This window comes from Pluralibacter gergoviae ATCC 33028 = NBRC 105706, assembly GCF_001598855.1.
Taxonomy (GTDB): Bacteria; Pseudomonadota; Gammaproteobacteria; order Enterobacterales; family Enterobacteriaceae; genus Pluralibacter; species Pluralibacter gergoviae.
Genome location: NZ_BCZS01000002.1, coordinates 29,545 through 46,006, shown reverse-complemented (window position 1 = coordinate 46,006; position 16,462 = coordinate 29,545). Strand labels below are relative to the sequence as shown.

15 protein-coding genes are annotated in these 16,462 nt (G+C 58.9%); 8 read left to right on the top strand and 7 right to left on the bottom strand.

Annotation, left to right across the window (positions count from 1 at the left end; genetic code table 11):
- Positions 1-312 precede the first annotated feature (312 nt).
- Together gltB and ENGE1_RS02640 are read left to right on the top strand one after the other, a co-directional pair.
- Complete coding sequence (gltB, locus tag ENGE1_RS02645) at positions 313-4,773, top strand: glutamate synthase large subunit (RefSeq protein ID WP_106912758.1); 4,461 nt, start codon at positions 313-315, stop codon at positions 4,771-4,773.
- 9 nt (positions 4,774-4,782) lie between these two features.
- Entirely contained in the window at positions 4,783-6,201 is a 1,419-nt protein-coding gene (locus ENGE1_RS02640) for a glutamate synthase small subunit (protein WP_045288759.1), read from the top strand.
- An 87-nt stretch (positions 6,202-6,288) separates the two neighbouring features.
- On the opposite strand, the gene sspB is transcribed toward ENGE1_RS02640, so the two are convergent.
- From sspB to zapE, 5 genes are all read right to left on the bottom strand, one after another.
- Entirely contained in the window at positions 6,289-6,789 is a 501-nt protein-coding gene (gene sspB, locus ENGE1_RS02635; RefSeq protein WP_043080904.1) for a ClpXP protease specificity-enhancing factor, read from the bottom strand.
- A gap of 4 nt (positions 6,790-6,793) precedes the next feature.
- Positions 6,794-7,432 carry a stringent starvation protein SspA gene (gene sspA, locus ENGE1_RS02630; RefSeq protein ID WP_043080905.1) on the bottom strand — a complete coding sequence of 213 codons (639 nt, stop codon included), beginning with the start codon at positions 7,430-7,432 and terminating at the stop codon, positions 6,794-6,796.
- A 311-nt stretch (positions 7,433-7,743) separates the two neighbouring features.
- Positions 7,744-8,136 carry a 30S ribosomal protein S9 gene (rpsI, locus tag ENGE1_RS02625; RefSeq protein WP_000829815.1) on the bottom strand — a complete coding sequence of 131 codons (393 nt, stop codon included), beginning with the start codon at positions 8,134-8,136 and terminating at the stop codon, positions 7,744-7,746.
- Positions 8,137-8,151: 15 nt separating this feature from the next.
- A complete protein-coding gene (gene rplM / locus ENGE1_RS02620; RefSeq protein ID WP_002918559.1) occupies positions 8,152-8,580 on the bottom strand; it encodes a 50S ribosomal protein L13 in 429 nt (142 codons plus the stop codon).
- A 290-nt stretch (positions 8,581-8,870) separates the two neighbouring features.
- A complete protein-coding gene (zapE, locus tag ENGE1_RS02615; protein WP_048253829.1) occupies positions 8,871-10,004 on the bottom strand; it encodes a cell division protein ZapE in 1,134 nt (377 codons plus the stop codon).
- Between the two features lie 194 nt (positions 10,005-10,198).
- Between zapE and zapG the strand changes: the two genes are divergently transcribed.
- The 3 genes from zapG to degS all read left to right on the top strand — a co-directional run bounded on the left by zapG (position 10,199) and on the right by degS (position 13,216).
- Positions 10,199-10,597: a Z-ring associated protein ZapG gene (gene zapG / locus ENGE1_RS02610; protein ID WP_043080907.1), complete on the top strand. Its 399-nt coding sequence runs from the start codon at positions 10,199-10,201 to the stop codon at positions 10,595-10,597.
- A 97-nt stretch (positions 10,598-10,694) separates the two neighbouring features.
- Positions 10,695-12,068, top strand: coding sequence for a serine endoprotease DegQ (gene degQ / locus ENGE1_RS02605; RefSeq protein WP_043080908.1), 1,374 nt, complete (start codon positions 10,695-10,697; stop codon positions 12,066-12,068).
- Between the two features lie 89 nt (positions 12,069-12,157).
- A complete protein-coding gene (gene degS / locus ENGE1_RS02600; protein WP_043080909.1) occupies positions 12,158-13,216 on the top strand; it encodes an outer membrane-stress sensor serine endopeptidase DegS in 1,059 nt (352 codons plus the stop codon).
- Positions 13,217-13,276: 60 nt separating this feature from the next.
- Here the strand turns inward: degS and mdh are convergent, their stop codons facing one another.
- Positions 13,277-14,215, bottom strand: a complete 939-nt coding sequence (mdh, locus tag ENGE1_RS02595; RefSeq protein ID WP_043080910.1) for a malate dehydrogenase — start codon at positions 14,213-14,215, stop codon at positions 13,277-13,279.
- Between the two features lie 415 nt (positions 14,216-14,630).
- Here mdh and argR point away from each other — a divergent pair, with 415 nt between their 5' ends.
- From argR to yhcN (ENGE1_RS02580), 3 genes are all read left to right on the top strand, one after another.
- The gene (gene argR, locus ENGE1_RS02590) at positions 14,631-15,101 is read left to right on the top strand and encodes a transcriptional regulator ArgR (protein WP_043080911.1); all 471 of its coding nucleotides are present in this window, start codon (positions 14,631-14,633) and stop codon (positions 15,099-15,101) included.
- 365 nt (positions 15,102-15,466) lie between these two features.
- Positions 15,467-15,730: a peroxide/acid stress response protein YhcN gene (gene yhcN / locus ENGE1_RS02585; protein ID WP_043080912.1), complete on the top strand. Its 264-nt coding sequence runs from the start codon at positions 15,467-15,469 to the stop codon at positions 15,728-15,730.
- A gap of 141 nt (positions 15,731-15,871) precedes the next feature.
- Complete coding sequence (yhcN, locus tag ENGE1_RS02580; RefSeq protein WP_043080913.1) at positions 15,872-16,138, top strand: peroxide/acid stress response protein YhcN; 267 nt, start codon at positions 15,872-15,874, stop codon at positions 16,136-16,138.
- A 48-nt stretch (positions 16,139-16,186) separates the two neighbouring features.
- Here the strand turns inward: yhcN (ENGE1_RS02580) and ENGE1_RS02575 are convergent, their stop codons facing one another.
- Positions 16,187-16,462, bottom strand: coding sequence for a barstar family protein (locus ENGE1_RS02575; protein WP_043080914.1), 276 nt, complete (start codon positions 16,460-16,462; stop codon positions 16,187-16,189).

Below are 16,462 nucleotides of genomic sequence, written 5' to 3'. Positions count from 1 at the left end.
ACAAATATGTTATCTATTATATAGTTAGATGACATATAGCATACTTTTTCATAAATAAGCTTGCCATTTGACCTGCGTGAATATTCCCGATAAGTTGAGGATCCGCTGGAAGCTTTCTCGATGAGCGGTCTGCTCATCATATTTATGCAGTAATTGAGATTCCCTCTGATAGCAAGTCCGAATACTTGTTTACCGAAACGAAAGGATTGTAAGAGGGCGAATGCGTGGCCCGTGCCCCGCCGCCCTGCCCTTTTTGCGCCCGCGTGCGCCGGCATCAGAGTGCATCCGTAGAGCCTGGGGAGGTTCACTGATATGTTGTACGATAAGTCTCTTGAGAGAGATAACTGTGGTTTCGGCCTGATCGCCCACATAGAAGGCGAACCTAGCCACAAGGTTGTGCGTACTGCGATCCACGCGCTGGCGCGTATGCAGCATCGCGGAGCGATCCTGGCCGACGGTAAAACCGGCGACGGCTGCGGCCTGCTGCTGCAAAAACCCGATCGCTTCTTCCGCATGGTCGCCGAAGAGCGCGGCTGGCGCTTAGCCAAAAACTACGCGGTCGGGATGCTGTTCCTGAATAAGGACACCGCCCTGGCCAGCGCCGCCCGTAAAGTGGTGGAAGAAGAGCTGCAGCGCGAAACGCTGTCGATTGCCGGCTGGCGCGATGTCCCGACCAATGAGGGTGTACTGGGTGAAGTGGCCCTCTCCTCGCTGCCGCGCATTGAGCAGATCTTCGTTAACGCCCCGGCAGGCTGGCGCCCGCGCGATATGGAGCGCCGCCTGTTTATCGCCCGCCGCCGCATCGAAAAGCGCCTGCTGGACGATAAAGAGTTCTACGTCTGCAGCCTGTCGAACCTGATTAATATCTATAAAGGTCTGTGTATGCCGGCGGATCTGCCGCGCTTCTACCTGGACCTCGCGGACCTGCGTCTGGAATCGGCCATCTGCCTGTTCCACCAGCGCTTCTCCACCAATACCGTACCGCGCTGGCCGCTGGCCCAGCCGTTCCGCTACCTGGCGCACAACGGCGAGATCAACACCATCACCGGCAACCGCCAGTGGGCCCGCGCCCGCACCTATAAGTTCCAGACGCCGCTGATCCCCGATCTGCACGACGCCGCGCCGTTCGTCAACGAAACCGGCTCCGACTCAAGCTCCATGGATAACATGCTGGAGCTGCTGCTGGCGGGCGGGATGGATATCGTGCGCGCCATGCGCCTGCTGGTGCCGCCTGCCTGGCAGAACAACCCGGATATGGACCCGGATCTGCGCGCCTTCTTCGACTTTAACTCCATGCACATGGAGCCGTGGGACGGTCCTGCGGGCATCGTGATGTCGGACGGCCGCTACGCCGCCTGTAACCTTGACCGCAACGGCCTGCGCCCGGCGCGCTACGTCATCACCAAAGACAAGCTGATCACCTGCGCCTCCGAAGTGGGCATCTGGGACTACCAGCCGGACGAAGTGGTAGAGAAAGGCCGCGTCGGCCCGGGCGAGCTGATGGTTATCGACACCCGCGTCGGCCGCATTCTGCACTCCGCTGAAACCGACTACGATCTGAAGATCCGCCACCCGTACAAAGAGTGGATGGAGCGCAACGTCCGCCGCCTGGTGCCGTTTGAAGATCTGTCAGACGCCGAGGTCGGCAGCCGCGAGATGGATGATGATACCCTCGCCAGCTACCAGAAACAGTTTGCCTACAGCTCGGAAGAGCTGGATACGGTGATCCGCGTGCTGGGCGAAAACGGCCAGGAGGCAGTCGGCTCAATGGGCGACGACACGCCGTTTGCCGTGCTCTCCAGCCAGCCGCGTATCATCTATGACTACTTCCGCCAGCAGTTCGCCCAGGTGACTAACCCGCCGATCGATCCGCTGCGCGAAGCCCACGTGATGTCGCTGGCCACCAGCATCGGCCGCGAAATGAACGTCTTCTGCGAAGCGGAAGGCCAGGCGCACCGCCTGAGCTTTAAGTCGCCTATCCTGCTCTACTCCGACTTTAAGCAGCTGACCACCATTGAAGATGAGCACTACCGCGCCGATACGCTGGACATTACCTTCGACGCTGGCGAAGCGACGCTGGAAGAGACGGTGAGAGCGCTGTGCGATAAAGCCGAGCAGATGGTGCGCGACGGCACGGTGCTGCTGGTGCTCTCCGACCGCAATATTGCCAAAAACCGCCTGCCGGTGCCCGCGCCGATGGCGGTGGGCGCCATCCAGACCCGGCTGGTGGATAAAAACCTGCGCTGCGATGCCAACATCATCGTTGAGACCGCCAGCGCCCGCGATCCGCACCACTTCGCCGTACTGCTGGGCTTTGGCGCCACCGCTATCTACCCCTACCTGGCCTATGAGACCCTGGCCAAGCTGGTCGACGGCAAAGTGATTGAAAAAGCCTACCGCCAGGTGATGCTGAACTATCGCAACGGTATCAACAAGGGCCTGTACAAAATCATGTCCAAAATGGGCATCTCGACCATCGCCTCCTACCGCTGCTCGAAGCTGTTCGAAGCGGTGGGCCTGCACGATGACGTCTCCGACCTCTGCTTCCAGGGCGTGGTCAGCCGCATCGGCGGCGCCGGCTTTGAGGACTTCCAGCAGGATCTGCAGAACCTCTCCCGCCTGGCGTGGCTGGTGCGCAAACCGCTCTCTCAGGGCGGCCTGCTCAAGTACGTCCACGGCGGCGAATACCACGCCTACAACCCGGACGTGGTGCGCACCCTGCAGAAAGCGGTGCAGAGCGGCGAGTACGCCGACTATCAGGAGTACGCCGCGCTGGTCAACGAGCGTCCGGCGGCCACCCTGCGCGATCTGCTCGCCATTAACCCGGGCGATACTGCGGTCAGCATCGACGACGTCGAACCGGCGCAGGAACTGTTCAAACGCTTTGATACGGCGGCGATGTCCATCGGCGCCCTCAGCCCGGAGGCCCACGAAGCGCTGGCCGAGGCGATGAACGGCATCGGCGGCAACTCCAACTCCGGCGAAGGCGGCGAAGATCCGGCCCGCTACGGCACCAACAAAGTGTCGCGCATCAAGCAGGTCGCCTCCGGCCGCTTCGGCGTGACGCCGGCTTATCTGGTGAATGCCGACGTTATCCAGATTAAAGTGGCCCAGGGCGCGAAGCCCGGCGAGGGCGGCCAGCTGCCCGGCGACAAAGTGACGCCGTACATCGCGAAGCTGCGCTACTCGGTGCCGGGCGTAACGCTGATTTCACCGCCGCCGCACCACGATATCTACTCGATTGAGGATCTGGCGCAGCTGATTTTCGACCTCAAGCAGGTCAATCCGCAGGCGCTTATCTCCGTGAAGCTGGTGTCCGAGCCGGGCGTCGGCACCATCGCCACCGGTGTGGCGAAAGCCTACGCCGACCTGATTACCATTGCCGGCTACGACGGCGGCACCGGCGCCAGCCCGCTGACCTCGGTGAAGTACGCGGGCTGCCCGTGGGAGCTGGGCCTGGTGGAAACCCAGCAGGCGCTGGTGGCCAACGGTCTGCGCCACAAAATCCGTCTGCAGGTGGACGGCGGTCTGAAGACCGGCGTCGATATCATCAAGGCGGCGATCCTCGGCGCGGAGAGCTTCGGCTTCGGCACCGGCCCAATGGTGGCGCTGGGCTGTAAATACCTGCGCATCTGCCACCTGAACAACTGCGCGACCGGCGTAGCAACCCAGGATGACAAGCTGCGTAAGAACCACTACCACGGCCTGCCGTTCAAAGTGACTAACTACTTTGAATTTATCGCCCGCGAAACCCGCGAGCTGATGGCGCAGCTCGGCGTTAAGCGGCTGGTGGATCTGATTGGCCGCACCGACCTGCTCAAGGAGCTGGAGGGCTTCACCGCCAGACAGCAGAAGCTTAACCTGAGCAAACTGCTGGAGACCGCCACGCCGCACGAAGGCAAGGCGCTCTACTGCACCGAGAACAACCCGCCGTTCGACAACGGGGTGCTCAACGCCCAGCTGCTACAGCAGGCGAAGCCCTTCGTGGACGAGCGGCAGAGCAAAACCTTCTGGTTTGATATCCGCAACACCGATCGCTCCGTCGGCGCGTCGCTCTCCGGCTATATCGCCCGCACCCACGGCGATCAGGGCCTGGCGTCCGACCCGATCAAGGCATATTTCAGCGGCACCGCGGGCCAGAGCTTCGGCGTCTGGAACGCCGGCGGCGTGGAGCTGCACCTGACCGGCGATGCCAACGACTACGTCGGCAAAGGGATGGCGGGAGGCCTTATCGCCATTCGTCCGCCGCTGGGCTCCGCCTACCGCAGCCACGAAGCCGTAATCATCGGTAATACCTGTCTGTACGGCGCCACCGGCGGCCGCCTGTACGCCGCGGGCCGGGCGGGCGAACGCTTCGGCGTGCGCAACTCTGGCGCCATCACCGTGGTGGAAGGCATCGGCGACAACGGCTGTGAATATATGACCGGCGGCATCGTCTGCGTGATCGGCAAAACCGGCGTCAACTTCGGCGCGGGGATGACCGGAGGCTTTGCCTACGTACTCGACGAAGACGGCGAATTCCGCAAGCGCGTTAACCCGGAGCTGGTGGAGATGCTGTACGTCGATTCGCTGGCTATCCATGAGGAGCATCTGCGCGGGCTGATCGTTGAGCACGTACAGCTCACCGGCTCCCAGCGCGGGGAAGAGATCCTCGCCAGATGGCCGGAGTTCTCTGCGAAATTCGCACTGGTTAAGCCGAAGTCCAGCGATGTCAAAGCACTGTTGGGTCACCGTAGTCGCAGCGCAGCAGAGCTGCGCGTGCAGGCGCAGTAAGGGGTAGTAATGAGTCAGAACGTTTACCAGTTTATCGACTTACAGCGCGTGGATCCGCCGAAAAAAGCGCTGAAGATCCGCAAAATTGATTTTGTCGAAATCTATGAGCCCTTCTCGGAGGGCCAGGCCAAGGCGCAGGCGGACCGCTGCCTCTCCTGCGGCAACCCGTACTGCGAATGGAAGTGTCCGGTACACAACTACATTCCCAACTGGTTGAAGCTGGCCAATGAGGGGCGCATTTTTGAAGCGGCAGAGCTGTCTCACCAGACCAACACGCTGCCGGAAGTGTGCGGTCGCGTCTGTCCCCAGGACCGCCTGTGCGAGGGTTCCTGCACCCTGAACGACGAGTTCGGCGCGGTGACCATCGGCAACATCGAACGCTACATCAACGATAAGGCGTTCGAAATGGGCTGGCGCCCGGACCTGAGCGGCGTCAAGGCAACCGGCAAGCGCGTCGCCATCATCGGCGCCGGCCCGGCGGGCCTCGCCTGCGCCGACGTGCTGACCCGCAACGGCGTCAAGGCGGTGGTCTTTGACCGCCACCCGGAGATCGGCGGCCTGCTGACTTTCGGCATTCCGGCCTTCAAGCTGGAAAAAGAGGTGATGACCCGCCGCCGCGAGATCTTCACCGATATGGGCATTGAATTTAAGCTCAATACGGAAGTCGGCCGCGACGTGCAGATCGACGAACTGCTCGGCGAGTATGACGCAGTCTTCCTCGGCGTCGGCACCTATCAGTCGATGCGCGGCGGGCTGGAGAACGAAGATGCAGAAGGCGTGTTCGACGCGCTGCCGTTCCTGATTGCCAACACTAAGCAGATCATGGGCTACGGCGAAACCGCGCACGAGCCCTACGTCAGCATGGAAGGCAAACGCGTGGTGGTCCTCGGCGGCGGCGATACGGCGATGGACTGCGTGCGCACCTCGATTCGTCAGGGCGCATCGCACGTCATCTGCGCCTACCGCCGCGACGAGCAGAACATGCCCGGCTCGAAGCGCGAGGTGAAGAACGCCCGCGAAGAGGGCGTGGAGTTCCAGTTCAACATCCAGCCGCTGGGCGTTGAAGTTAACGCCAACGGCCGTGTGTGCGGCGTGAAGATGGCGCGTACCGAAATGGGCGCGCCGGACGCGAAGGGCCGCCGCCGGGCGGAGATCGTCCCCGGCTCCGAGCACGTGATCCCGGCCGACGCCGTGGTGATGGCCTTCGGCTTTCGCCCCCACAGCATGTCGTGGCTGGAGAAGCACAGCGTTGAGCTGGATTCACAGGGCCGGGTCATCGCGCCGGAAGGCAGCGATAACCCGTTCCAGACCAGCAACCCGAAAATCTTTGCCGGCGGCGACATCGTGCGCGGCTCCGATCTGGTGGTCACCGCCATCGCCGAAGGCCGCAAGGCGGCCGACGGGATCATGAACTGGCTGGAAGTGTAATCTGACGCCGCCGCGAACGCGGCGGATCAAAAAGGCCCGGCGTGCATCAGCAGCCGGGCCTTTTCATTTTCCTGTTGCTGGCGGGCTTTACTTCACGACCCGCAGCGCCGGACGACCGCCGCGCGGCGGCGGCGTATCATCCGGATCGTGGTCGTCGTCGCTATCAGGCTTATCGCCGTCAATAACCGACATCACGGTTTCGGGTTCAGCGCTGTCCTGCCCGGCGTCGCCGTCATTCACCTGAACGGCGTCTTCGTCGTAGGCCGCCTCCGGCTCAAACATCGTACCGGCGCCGTTCTCGCGCGCGTATATCGCCAGTACGGCAGCCAGCGGCACCGATACCTGGCGCGGCACGCCGCCGAAGCGCGCGCTGAAGCGCACCTCGTCGTTAGACAGCTCAAGGTTGCCTACCGCGCGCGGCGCGATGTTCAGGACAATCTGCCCGTCGCGGGCGTACTCCATAGGGACGCGTACATCTGGCAGCGTCACGTCAACCACCAGATGCGGCGTAAGCTGGTTGTCCAGCAGCCACTCATAGAATGCCCGCAGCAGATAAGGGCGACGGGGCGTCAACTGTGACACGTCCATGGCGTTAACCCCGGCCCAGGCGCATTTCGCGCTCGGCTTCCGTCAGGGAGGCGAGGAAGGAGTCACGCTCAAAGACGCGCGTCATGTAGGCCTTCAGCTCCTTCGAACCGGCGCCAACCAGCTCAATACCCATGACCGGCAGACGCCACAGCAGCGGCGCCAGGTAGCAGTCAACGAGACTGAACTCATCGCTCAGGAAGTACGGCTTCTGCGTGAAGACCGGCGCAATGGCCAGCAGCTCTTCGCGCAGCTGCTTGCGGGCGGCATCGGCCTGTGCAGCAGTACCGTTCTCAACGGTATTCAACAGCGTGTACCAGTCTTTCTCGATGCGCTGCATGTACAGGCGGCTTTCGCCGCGCGCAACCGGATAAACCGGCATCAGCGGCGGGTGCGGGAAGCGCTCATCGAGGTACTCCATGATGATGCGGGATTCCCACAGGGTCAGCTCACGATCCACCAGGGTCGGCACGCTTTGATTCGGGTTGAGGTCAATCAGATCCTGCGGTGGATTGTCCTTCTCCACGTGCTCTATCTCAAAGCTGACACCTTTTTCGGCCAGCACAATGCGGACCTGATGGCTATAGATGTCAGTAGGACCAGAAAACAGCGTCATTACCGAACGTTTGTTGGCAGCGACAGCCATGAAAACCTCCAGGTATATTCAGAATTTGTACTGCTGCCGGCCACGGCGTGGCCAGCCAGATGTTTTAGGCCCACCTGCCGAAAGCGTATTTCGTCCGTTTACGCGACAAAAAATGAGCTATCACCGGCATTTGGGCAGAAAATTGGATGATAGTTTACCAGATTTTACGGCCTTTGTGGTGAAGGGATGTAGGAAATACCGAAAAAGGAGTAAAAACAGGGACAGTAGCTGTGGATAAGGCAGAATTTATCCATAAAAAAACCCGCCGAAGCGGGCTTTTTGGCCAATTGTTCTGCCTGAGCAGAAAACAATTAACGCTTGGAGAACTGCGGACGACGACGTGCTTTACGCAGGCCGACTTTCTTACGTTCAACCTGACGAGCGTCACGGGTAACGAAGCCTGCTTTACGCAGTTCGCCACGCAGGGACTCGTCGTACTCCATCAGCGCGCGGGTGATACCGTGACGGATCGCACCAGCCTGACCAGAGATACCACCACCTTTAACAGTGATGTACAGATCCAGTTTCTCAACCATGTCGACCAGTTCCAGCGGCTGACGAACTACCATGCGGGCAGTTTCGCGACCGAAGTACTGTTCCAGAGAACGCTGGTTGATAACGATTTTGCCGTTGCCCGGTTTGATGAACACGCGAGCTGCGGAACTTTTGCGGCGACCAGTGCCGTAGTATTGATTTTCAGCCATTGCCTATAATCCCGATTAGATGTCAAGAACTTGCGGTTGCTGTGCCGCGTGGTTGTGCTCATTGCCCGCGTAAACTTTCAGTTTACGGTACATAGCACGACCCAGCGGGCCTTTTGGCAGCATGCCTTTAACCGCGATTTCAATCACACGCTCAGGACGGCGGGCAATCATCTCTTCAAAGGTCGCTTCTTTGATACCACCGATGTGGCCGGTGTGGTGGTAGTACATTTTGTCTTCGCGCTTGTTGCCGGTAACAGCAACTTTTTCTGCGTTCAGAACGATGATGTAGTCACCGGTATCAACGTGCGGAGTATATTCCGCTTTGTGCTTACCGCGCAGGCGACGAGCCAGTTCAGTAGCCAGACGGCCCAGAGTTTTACCGGTCGCGTCAACAACATACCAGTCGCGTTTTACGGTTTCTGGTTTAGCTGTAAAAGTTTTCATTAAAAGCTTACCCAAATAATTAGTTACACGTTGGTGAACACCCAAACGCTTAAGTTGAGGTTCACACGACAAAGTCCGGCAAACCTACCCCTTCGAATAGCCTATGCCGACACTAGAAAGTTTCGGGAAAAAAACCTTCTCGTAACGTGGGGTCGCAAGATTATAGAGAAGTCGGGGTTAAAGATCGACCCCTTTTTTGGCGGGCGGTATCGACGGATGCCCTCACCCCGCCCCTCTCCCACGGGGAGAGGGTGCAAATCCCCGCTTCTGTTGCAGAGCGGCGCTTTAACCTAGGGCATATGCTCGCGCTTGAGGTACTCCTCGCTCTGCATCTCCTGCAGACGCGACAGGCAGCGCTGGAATTCAAACTTCAGCCGCTCCCCCTGATAAATGCTGTACAGCGGCGCAGCGGCGCTGACCGCAAGCTTCACGTGGCGCTCGTAAAACTCATCCACCAGCGCAATAAAACGCCGCGCTTCGCTCTCCATCAGCGGCGTCATCACCGGGACGTCGAACAGCATGACGGCGCTGTAGAGGCGGGAAAGCGCAATATAGTCATGCTGGCTGCGCGCCTCCGCGCACAGCGTAGTAAAGGAGACCGCCAGGGTCTGATTTTCAGCCCCCAGCGTCGCCAGCGGCCGGTGATTGACCTCCAGCACCGGCGGATTTTCCCCGCGCGGCGCACCTGCCAGGGCCAGCCACAGCTTCTCCATCTGCTGCTGCGTCTCGGCGTTAAGGGGCGATAGCCAGAGGTGCGCCTGGGTCAACGTGCGCAGGCGATAGTCGATACCGGCATCGACGTTCATGATATCGCAGTGGGCCTTAATCGCCTCAATCGCCGGCAGAAAGCGCGCGCGCTGCAGACCGTTGCGGTATAGCTCATCGGGCGGAATGTTCGAGGTGGCCACCAGGGTAATACCCCGGGCGAACAGCGCCTTCATCAGGCCGCCCAGCAGCATAGCGTCGGTGATGTCGGAAACAAAAAATTCGTCAAAGCAGAGCACGTCCGTTTCCGCCTTGAAGGTATCGGCGATGATCTCCAGCGGATCGCTGTGGCCCTGCAGGGCGGTCAGCTCCTCGTGCACCCGCAGCATAAAGCGGTGGAAGTGCAGGCGCTGTTTACGGCTGCCCGGAAGGCTCTGATAGAACATGTCCATCAGCCAGGTCTTGCCGCGCCCGACGCCGCCCCACATATAGAGACCGCGCACGGGCGGCGCGGCGGCAGGCGCTTCCTTTTTGCCCAGCAGCTTGCTGAAAGTTGCCCGCAGGCCGCCGGCGGGGCTGCTCTGCGGCTCTGGCCGGGCGACCAGCTGCTGATAGATGGCGTCGAGCCGGGAGACGGCATCGCGCTGGACGTCGTCGGGCTGGTGGCTGCCCTCGCGGAGGGCCTGAAGATATTGCGATGATGGCGTCATGCTTTGCATAGCGTGTTGTTATGTCCTGAAAAACCGCAGGTGGCCGTTCATAATATGTCGAAAAAAAAGCCGTTCTACACTACGCGATGTGCGCCCGGGATTCCACTTCTACAGAAATAGCGGTTATAGTGGCATTATCATCAGGCGCGGGCGATGAGCCTTACTGCCAACCCTACGGAATCACAAAACAACGGGAGAAGTTCATGACCTGGGAATATGCGCTAATTGGTTTAGTCGTCGGTATCATCATCGGTGCCGTCGCAATGCGCTTTGGTAACCGCAAGTTACGCCAGCAGCAGGCCCTGCAGTACGAACTTGAAAAGAACAAAGCAGAACTGGAAGAGTATCGCGAAGAGCTGGTCAGCCATTTTGCCCAGAGCGCCGAACTTCTCGATAACATGGCCCACGACTACCGCCAGCTGTATCAGCACATGGCGAAAAGCTCCAGCAGCCTGCTGCCCGAACTGAGCGCCGAGAGCAATCCGTTCCGCAATCGCCTTGCCGAATCCGAAGCTGGCAACGATCAGGCGCCGGTGCAGATGCCGCGCGACTATTCAGAAGGCGCATCCGGCCTGCTGCGCGGCGGCGCGCATCGCGAATAATTCGCTAAAAAAACCACGGGCGCACGCATAGCGCCTGTGTCTCCTTCCTTATCCCGGCTATCATTCATTTATACATCCAGCCCTTAGAGGCGTATCAATGAAAAATAAGACCCCCTTACTGCGTGCGATGGCATTAAGCATTGGACTGTTATCTGGCGCCGCTGCGCCGGCGTTCGCTTCCCTCCCCGCACAGATCCCCGGCCAGCCGCCGATGCCGAGCCTGGCTCCGATGCTGGCGAAAGTGCTGCCTGCCGTGGTCAGCGTGCAGGTGGAGGGCAGCGCGGCACCTGACGCCGGCCCCCAGGTTCCCGATGAACTGAAGCGTTTCTTTGGCGGTGCGGCCCCCAATGCGGCGCCTCAGCCGTTTGAAGGTCTGGGCTCGGGTATCATTATTGACGCCGCCAAAGGCTACGTGCTGACCAACAACCACGTCGTCAGCGACGCGCAGAAAATCAGCATCCTGCTTAACGATGGCCGGGAATTTACCGCCAGGCTGGTCGGCAGCGACGAGCAGAGCGATATTGCCCTGCTGCAGCTGCAGAAGGCTGACCACCTGACGCAAATCGCCATCGCCGACTCCGATAAGCTGCGGGTCGGCGATTTCGCCGTGGCCGTCGGCAACCCGTTCGGTCTCGGCCAGACTGCGACCTCCGGGATCGTCTCGGCGCTGGGGCGCAGCGGGCTGAACCTTGAGGGGCTGGAGAACTTTATCCAGACCGATGCCTCAATAAACCGCGGCAACTCCGGCGGCGCGCTGGTTAACCTCAACGGCGAGCTGATCGGCATGAACACGGCGATCCTTGCCTCCGGCGGCGGCAGCATCGGTATCGGCTTTGCCATTCCAAGTAACATGGCGATGACCCTCGCTCATCAGCTTATGCAGAGCGGCGAAGTGCAGCGCGGCCTGCTGGGCGTACGGGGCATGGAGATGAATGCCGATATCGCCAGCGCGATGAAGATGAACGTCCAGCGCGGAGCCTTTATTAGCGAAGTGGTACCCGGCTCCGGTTCAGCGAAGGCCGGCGTGCAGTCGGGCGACGTGATCGTCAGCCTCAACGGCAAGATGCTCAGCAGCTTTGCCGAACTGCGCTCGCGTATTGCCACCACGGCCCCAGGCACCAAAGTGAAGCTCGGCCTGGTGCGCGCGGGTAAACCGGTTGACGTTGAGGTCACGCTGGATAAGAGCCCTTCCACGACCGCCTCTGCCGAAGAGCTGGCCCCTGCCCTCAGCGGCGCGGCGCTGAGCGACGGCCAGATGAAGGACGGTACGCCGGGCGTCAGCGTTGAAGAGGTCGCGCCGCAGAGTCCGGCGGCGCAGAGCGGCCTGCATAAAGACGACGTCATTATCGGCATTAACCGCCAGCGCACCCGCACCCTCGCCGACATGCGCAAGGTGCTGGAAGGCAAACCCGACGTCATCGCCCTCAGCATTATGCGCGGAAATCAGAATCTCTATCTGCTGCTGCGCTAAGCCAGCTCACAGGGGGACATCACCCGCGTGTGATGTCCCCGCAACTCATGGTATGCTGCGCCAGAATCCCACTCAGTGATAACTGCATCATGCTCGTAAAGCTTATTCGTTCTATTGCTATCGGTCTGATTGTCAGCGCGATCCTGTTGGCCACCATGCCCTCTTTGCGCCAGCTCAATCCGCTGTCGTCACCGCACTATGACAGCACCGATGAATCGCCCGCCAGCTACAATCAGGCGGTGAAGCGCGCCGCGCCTGCGGTCGTGAACGTCTATAATCGGGCGCTGAATAACAGCAGCCACAATATGCTGACCCTCGGCTCCGGCGTGATTATGGACGATCGCGGCTATATCCTTACCAATAAGCACGTTATCAACGATGCGGACCAGATAATCGTCGCCCTGCAGGACGGACGCGTGTTTGAAGCCCTGCTGGTGGGCTCTGATACCCTGACCGACCTGGCGGTGCTGAAAATCAACGCCACCGGCGGCCTGCCGACGATCCCGATCAATCCCAAGCGCACGCCGCACATCGGCGATGTGGTGCTGGCTATCGGCAACCCCTACAACCTCGGGCAGACCATTACCCAGGGCATTATCAGCGCCACCGGCCGTATCGGCCTGAACCCTTCCGGGCGCCAGAACTTCCTGCAAACCGATGCCTCTATTAACCACGGCAACTCCGGCGGCGCGCTGGTAAACTCGCTCGGCGAGCTGATGGGGATCAACACGCTGTCGTTCGACAAGAGCAATGACGGGGAAACGCCGGAAGGTATCGGCTTTGCCATCCCGTTCCAGCTGGCGACGAAAATCATGGATAAACTTATCCGCGATGGCCGGGTGATCCGCGGCTATATCGGCATCAGCGGCCGTGAAATCGCCCCGCTCCATACTCAGAGCAGCGCGCTGGATCAGATCCAGGGCATCGTGGTTAACGATGTCGCCCCGGGCGGCCCGGCGGCGCAGGCGGGGATCCAGGTTAACGACGTGATTATCACCGTGAACGGCAAACCGGCCATTTCCGCGCTGGAAACCATGGATCAGGTCGCCGAGATCCGCCCGGGCTCTGAGATCCCGGTGGTCGTAATGCGCGACGACAAGAAGATAACCCTGAAGGTGACGGTGCAGGAGTATCCGGCCACCAACTGAGGGGCGAAAAAAAACCGGAGGCGCTGACGCGCTCCGGTTTTTTGCTTCAGCAGCCGGTGCTTACTTGTTGACGAACTCTTCGCCGAGAACAATATCTTTCTTCAGCGTATCCAGCATGCCTTCCAGCGCCTGCTTTTCATAAGCGCTGAGCGCGCCGATCGGCTGACGCTCTTCGATGCCGTTCTTGCCAAGCAGCAGCGGCTGGGAGAAAAAGCGGGCATATTCGCCGTCGCCTTCAACGTAGGCACACTCCACTACGCCCTTCTCGCCGTTCAGCGCCCGCACCAGCGACAGGCCAAAGCGCGCCGCGGCCTGACCCATAGAGAGCGTTGCGGACCCGCCACCGGCTTTCGCCTCAACCACTTCCGTACCCGCATTCTGAATGCGCTTCGTCAGCGAGTCGATTTCCTGATCGGAGAAGCTCACGCCCGGGATCTGCGACAGCAGCGGCAGGATGGTGACGCCCGAATGGCCGCCGATCACCGGTACGTTAACATCGGTCGGCTGTTTGCCTTTCAGCGCAGCGACAAAGGTATTGGAGCGGATGATATCCAGCGTGGTGACGCCGAAGAGTTTATTTTTGTCATACACGCCGGCTTTTTTCAGCACTTCAGCGGCAATCGCCACCGTGGTGTTGACCGGGTTCGTAATGATGCCGATGCACGCCTTCGGGCAGGTTTCGGCAATCTGCTGCACCAGGTTTTTGACGATGCCGGCGTTGACGTTGAACAAGTCAGAACGATCCATACCTGGTTTACGGGCAACACCTGCCGAGATGAGCACGACGTCAGCGCCTTCCAGCGCAGGACGGGCGTCTTCACCGGCGAAGCCTTTGATGTTCACATCAGTGGGAATATGGCTGAGATCCACCGCCACGCCCGGGGTCACCGGCGCGATGTCATACAGGGAGAGTTCTGAGCCTGAGGGCAGTTGGGTCTTAAGTAGTAGGGCAAGCGCCTGGCCGATACCGCCAGCTGCGCCGAGGACTGCAACTTTCATCCTAAACTCCTTATTATGTTTTAGTTTCATCTACCGTAACTCCGTCGCGGGAACCTTAATTCACGGACCGCTTAATAACAACTAACGTAACTAAAGAATGCGGCTCTCCCCGCATCAGAGTCGTGCTATTGCTCACTTTGCAGCCGATCAAGAGCTTACTCCGCGCGTGGTTACGGTCGATGTTGGTTACAATACACCCACCTCATCAAGCAAAACAATATCATTTTCATAACATTTAATTCACCTTTTGGCGCAATTTAACAGCGCAACGAAAGCATGTTCCCCGATAACGATTTTTGATAAAATTCGCGTCTTTCATAACATTATTTCAGCCTGACTTGTGGCAGAGTATTTGCATAAAAATTCATTTATATGCATAATAATGTTGTATCTACCGCCATAGTATGGGTGAATTATGCGAAGCTCCGCTAAGCAAGAAGAGTTAATTAAGGCGTTTAAGTCGCTGCTTAAAGAAGAGAAGTTCAGCTCGCAGGGCGAAATTGTGCAGGCCCTGCAGGAAGAGGGTTTCGATAATATCAATCAGTCGAAAGTCTCCCGCATGCTGACCAAGTTTGGCGCAGTGCGTACCCGCAACGCGAAAATGGAGATGGTCTACTGTCTGCCCGCCGAACTGGGCGTGCCGACCACCTCCAGCCCGCTCAAGAACCTGGTACTGGATATCGACTATAACGATGCCGTTGTGGTGATTCATACCAGCCCCGGCGCCGCCCAGCTTATTGCCCGCCTGCTGGACTCGCTGGGTAAAGCGGAAGGTATCCTTGGCAGCATCGCCGGGGATGACACTATTTTCACCACCCCGGCGCGCGGCTTCAGCGTCAAAGATTTGTATGAAGCCATCCTGGTGCTGTTCGAACAGGAACTGTGATCCCGCTCTCCGGCTCCCCGCCGGAGCGTTTATACCCTCTCCCGGCCATCAGCTCGCTACATTACGCCCCAAAACATTTAACACTAAGTGCGATTAACTGCTTTTTTGTCCTCATTCAGTCAATCTCGTTTTCATAATCGCACAAAAGGCTAATTTCAAGTATCTACTTGATTTAATTAGAATAACTCATTAACAGTTTCTTTTTTTATTCCATTCAGCTATTAAAAATAGCTTTTTTGTTACTTTATGACAGATGAAACAATTAGTCTGGTATTAATTTTTTGCGTTACTAGTGTATACTTAATTTTGTGATGAGGGTCACGAAACAAATGACCCCAATAAAAAATTCGACGAGGTAAGAAATCATGAAAATCAAAACAACATTAAGTGTTCTGGGTATCCTCTCCGTCATCTCGTTTGGTGCTGTCGCAGCCGACTCCATCAACCTCGACCAGGCGGCAAACCGCCAGCCGCTGGGCACCGTGTCCGTCGGCGCCATTGGCTCATCGCCGATGGATATGCGCGCGATGCTGGACCAGAAAGCTCAGGAGCAGGGCGCTTCCTCCTACCGCATCATTGAAGCCCGTACCGGCTCGCACTGGCACGCGACCGCAGAGCTCTATAAGTAAGTAACGAGCCGTATAAATAATTTTTCAGCATTGAGCAATGTCTGACGAACAACAGTGAACAGAGACGCCGCGCGGCACCAGGCATAAAAAAAGCACGTTAAACCTTCTGGCCGCAGCGTAAACAGATTGAGGAGTACAACGATGAAAATTGCAACTATCGTAGCAGCAGCAGGACTGGCATCCGTTCTTTCTTTCAGCGCCGCCGCCGCGGTGCATCAGGTTAACGCAGAGCAGGCCCAGGGCCTGCAGCCGATGGGTACCGTGACCGTTTCCCAGATTGGCAGCTCGCCGATGGATATGCGCCAGGAGCTGGCAGCCAAAGCAGAAAAACAGGGCGCCAGCAGCTACCGCGTTATCGAAGCTCATACCGGCGATAGCTGGCACGCAACCGCCGAGCTATACAAATAAACCCTCGTCGTCTTAGGTGACGACTTGCCCCCGTCCCCGGGGGCTTTTTTATGCCTGATGAATATTGAATCTCAGCTGCCCTTCCAGCTCCTCCTCGGCTTCATCAAACAGTAGAATCAGCGCCCCGTAGCGACGTCGCTGCTTTTCCGTCATGTGGACAAAGGCTATCTCCAGCGGGAGGGGAAGCTGTCCGGCAATCACCGTCTCCCACAGCGAGTCGAGATCGCTGACCTTCGCCCCTTCAAGACCGGATGCACGCGCAAACTCGCGATAGAAATCGCTGCGGCTGGCGATGGCATTAAAATCAAAAGTCCAGGTTTTCAT

Excerpts from the sequence above, each read along its gene's own strand:
- zapG (WP_043080907.1), top strand. The coding sequence starts at position 10,199 with ATGACCTGGGAATATGCGCTAATTGGTTTAGTCGTCGGTATCATCATC.
- sspB (WP_043080904.1), bottom strand. The coding sequence starts at position 6,789 with ATGGACGTGTCACAGTTGACGCCCCGTCGCCCTTATCTGCTGCGGGCA.
- yhcN (WP_043080912.1), top strand. The coding sequence starts at position 15,467 with ATGAAAATCAAAACAACATTAAGTGTTCTGGGTATCCTCTCCGTCATC.
- rpsI (WP_000829815.1), bottom strand. The coding sequence starts at position 8,136 with ATGGCTGAAAATCAATACTACGGCACTGGTCGCCGCAAAAGTTCCGCA.
- zapE (WP_048253829.1), bottom strand. The coding sequence starts at position 10,004 with ATGCAAAGCATGACGCCATCATCGCAATATCTTCAGGCCCTCCGCGAG.
- mdh (WP_043080910.1), bottom strand. The coding sequence starts at position 14,215 with ATGAAAGTTGCAGTCCTCGGCGCAGCTGGCGGTATCGGCCAGGCGCTT.
- rplM (WP_002918559.1), bottom strand. The coding sequence starts at position 8,580 with ATGAAAACTTTTACAGCTAAACCAGAAACCGTAAAACGCGACTGGTAT.
- degS (WP_043080909.1), top strand. The coding sequence starts at position 12,158 with ATGCTCGTAAAGCTTATTCGTTCTATTGCTATCGGTCTGATTGTCAGC.
- gltB (WP_106912758.1), top strand. The coding sequence starts at position 313 with ATGTTGTACGATAAGTCTCTTGAGAGAGATAACTGTGGTTTCGGCCTG.
- ENGE1_RS02640 (WP_045288759.1), top strand. The coding sequence starts at position 4,783 with ATGAGTCAGAACGTTTACCAGTTTATCGACTTACAGCGCGTGGATCCG.
- argR (WP_043080911.1), top strand. The coding sequence starts at position 14,631 with ATGCGAAGCTCCGCTAAGCAAGAAGAGTTAATTAAGGCGTTTAAGTCG.
- ENGE1_RS02575 (WP_043080914.1), bottom strand. The coding sequence starts at position 16,462 with ATGAAAACCTGGACTTTTGATTTTAATGCCATCGCCAGCCGCAGCGAT.
- degQ (WP_043080908.1), top strand. The coding sequence starts at position 10,695 with ATGAAAAATAAGACCCCCTTACTGCGTGCGATGGCATTAAGCATTGGA.
- yhcN (WP_043080913.1), top strand. The coding sequence starts at position 15,872 with ATGAAAATTGCAACTATCGTAGCAGCAGCAGGACTGGCATCCGTTCTT.
- sspA (WP_043080905.1), bottom strand. The coding sequence starts at position 7,432 with ATGGCTGTCGCTGCCAACAAACGTTCGGTAATGACGCTGTTTTCTGGT.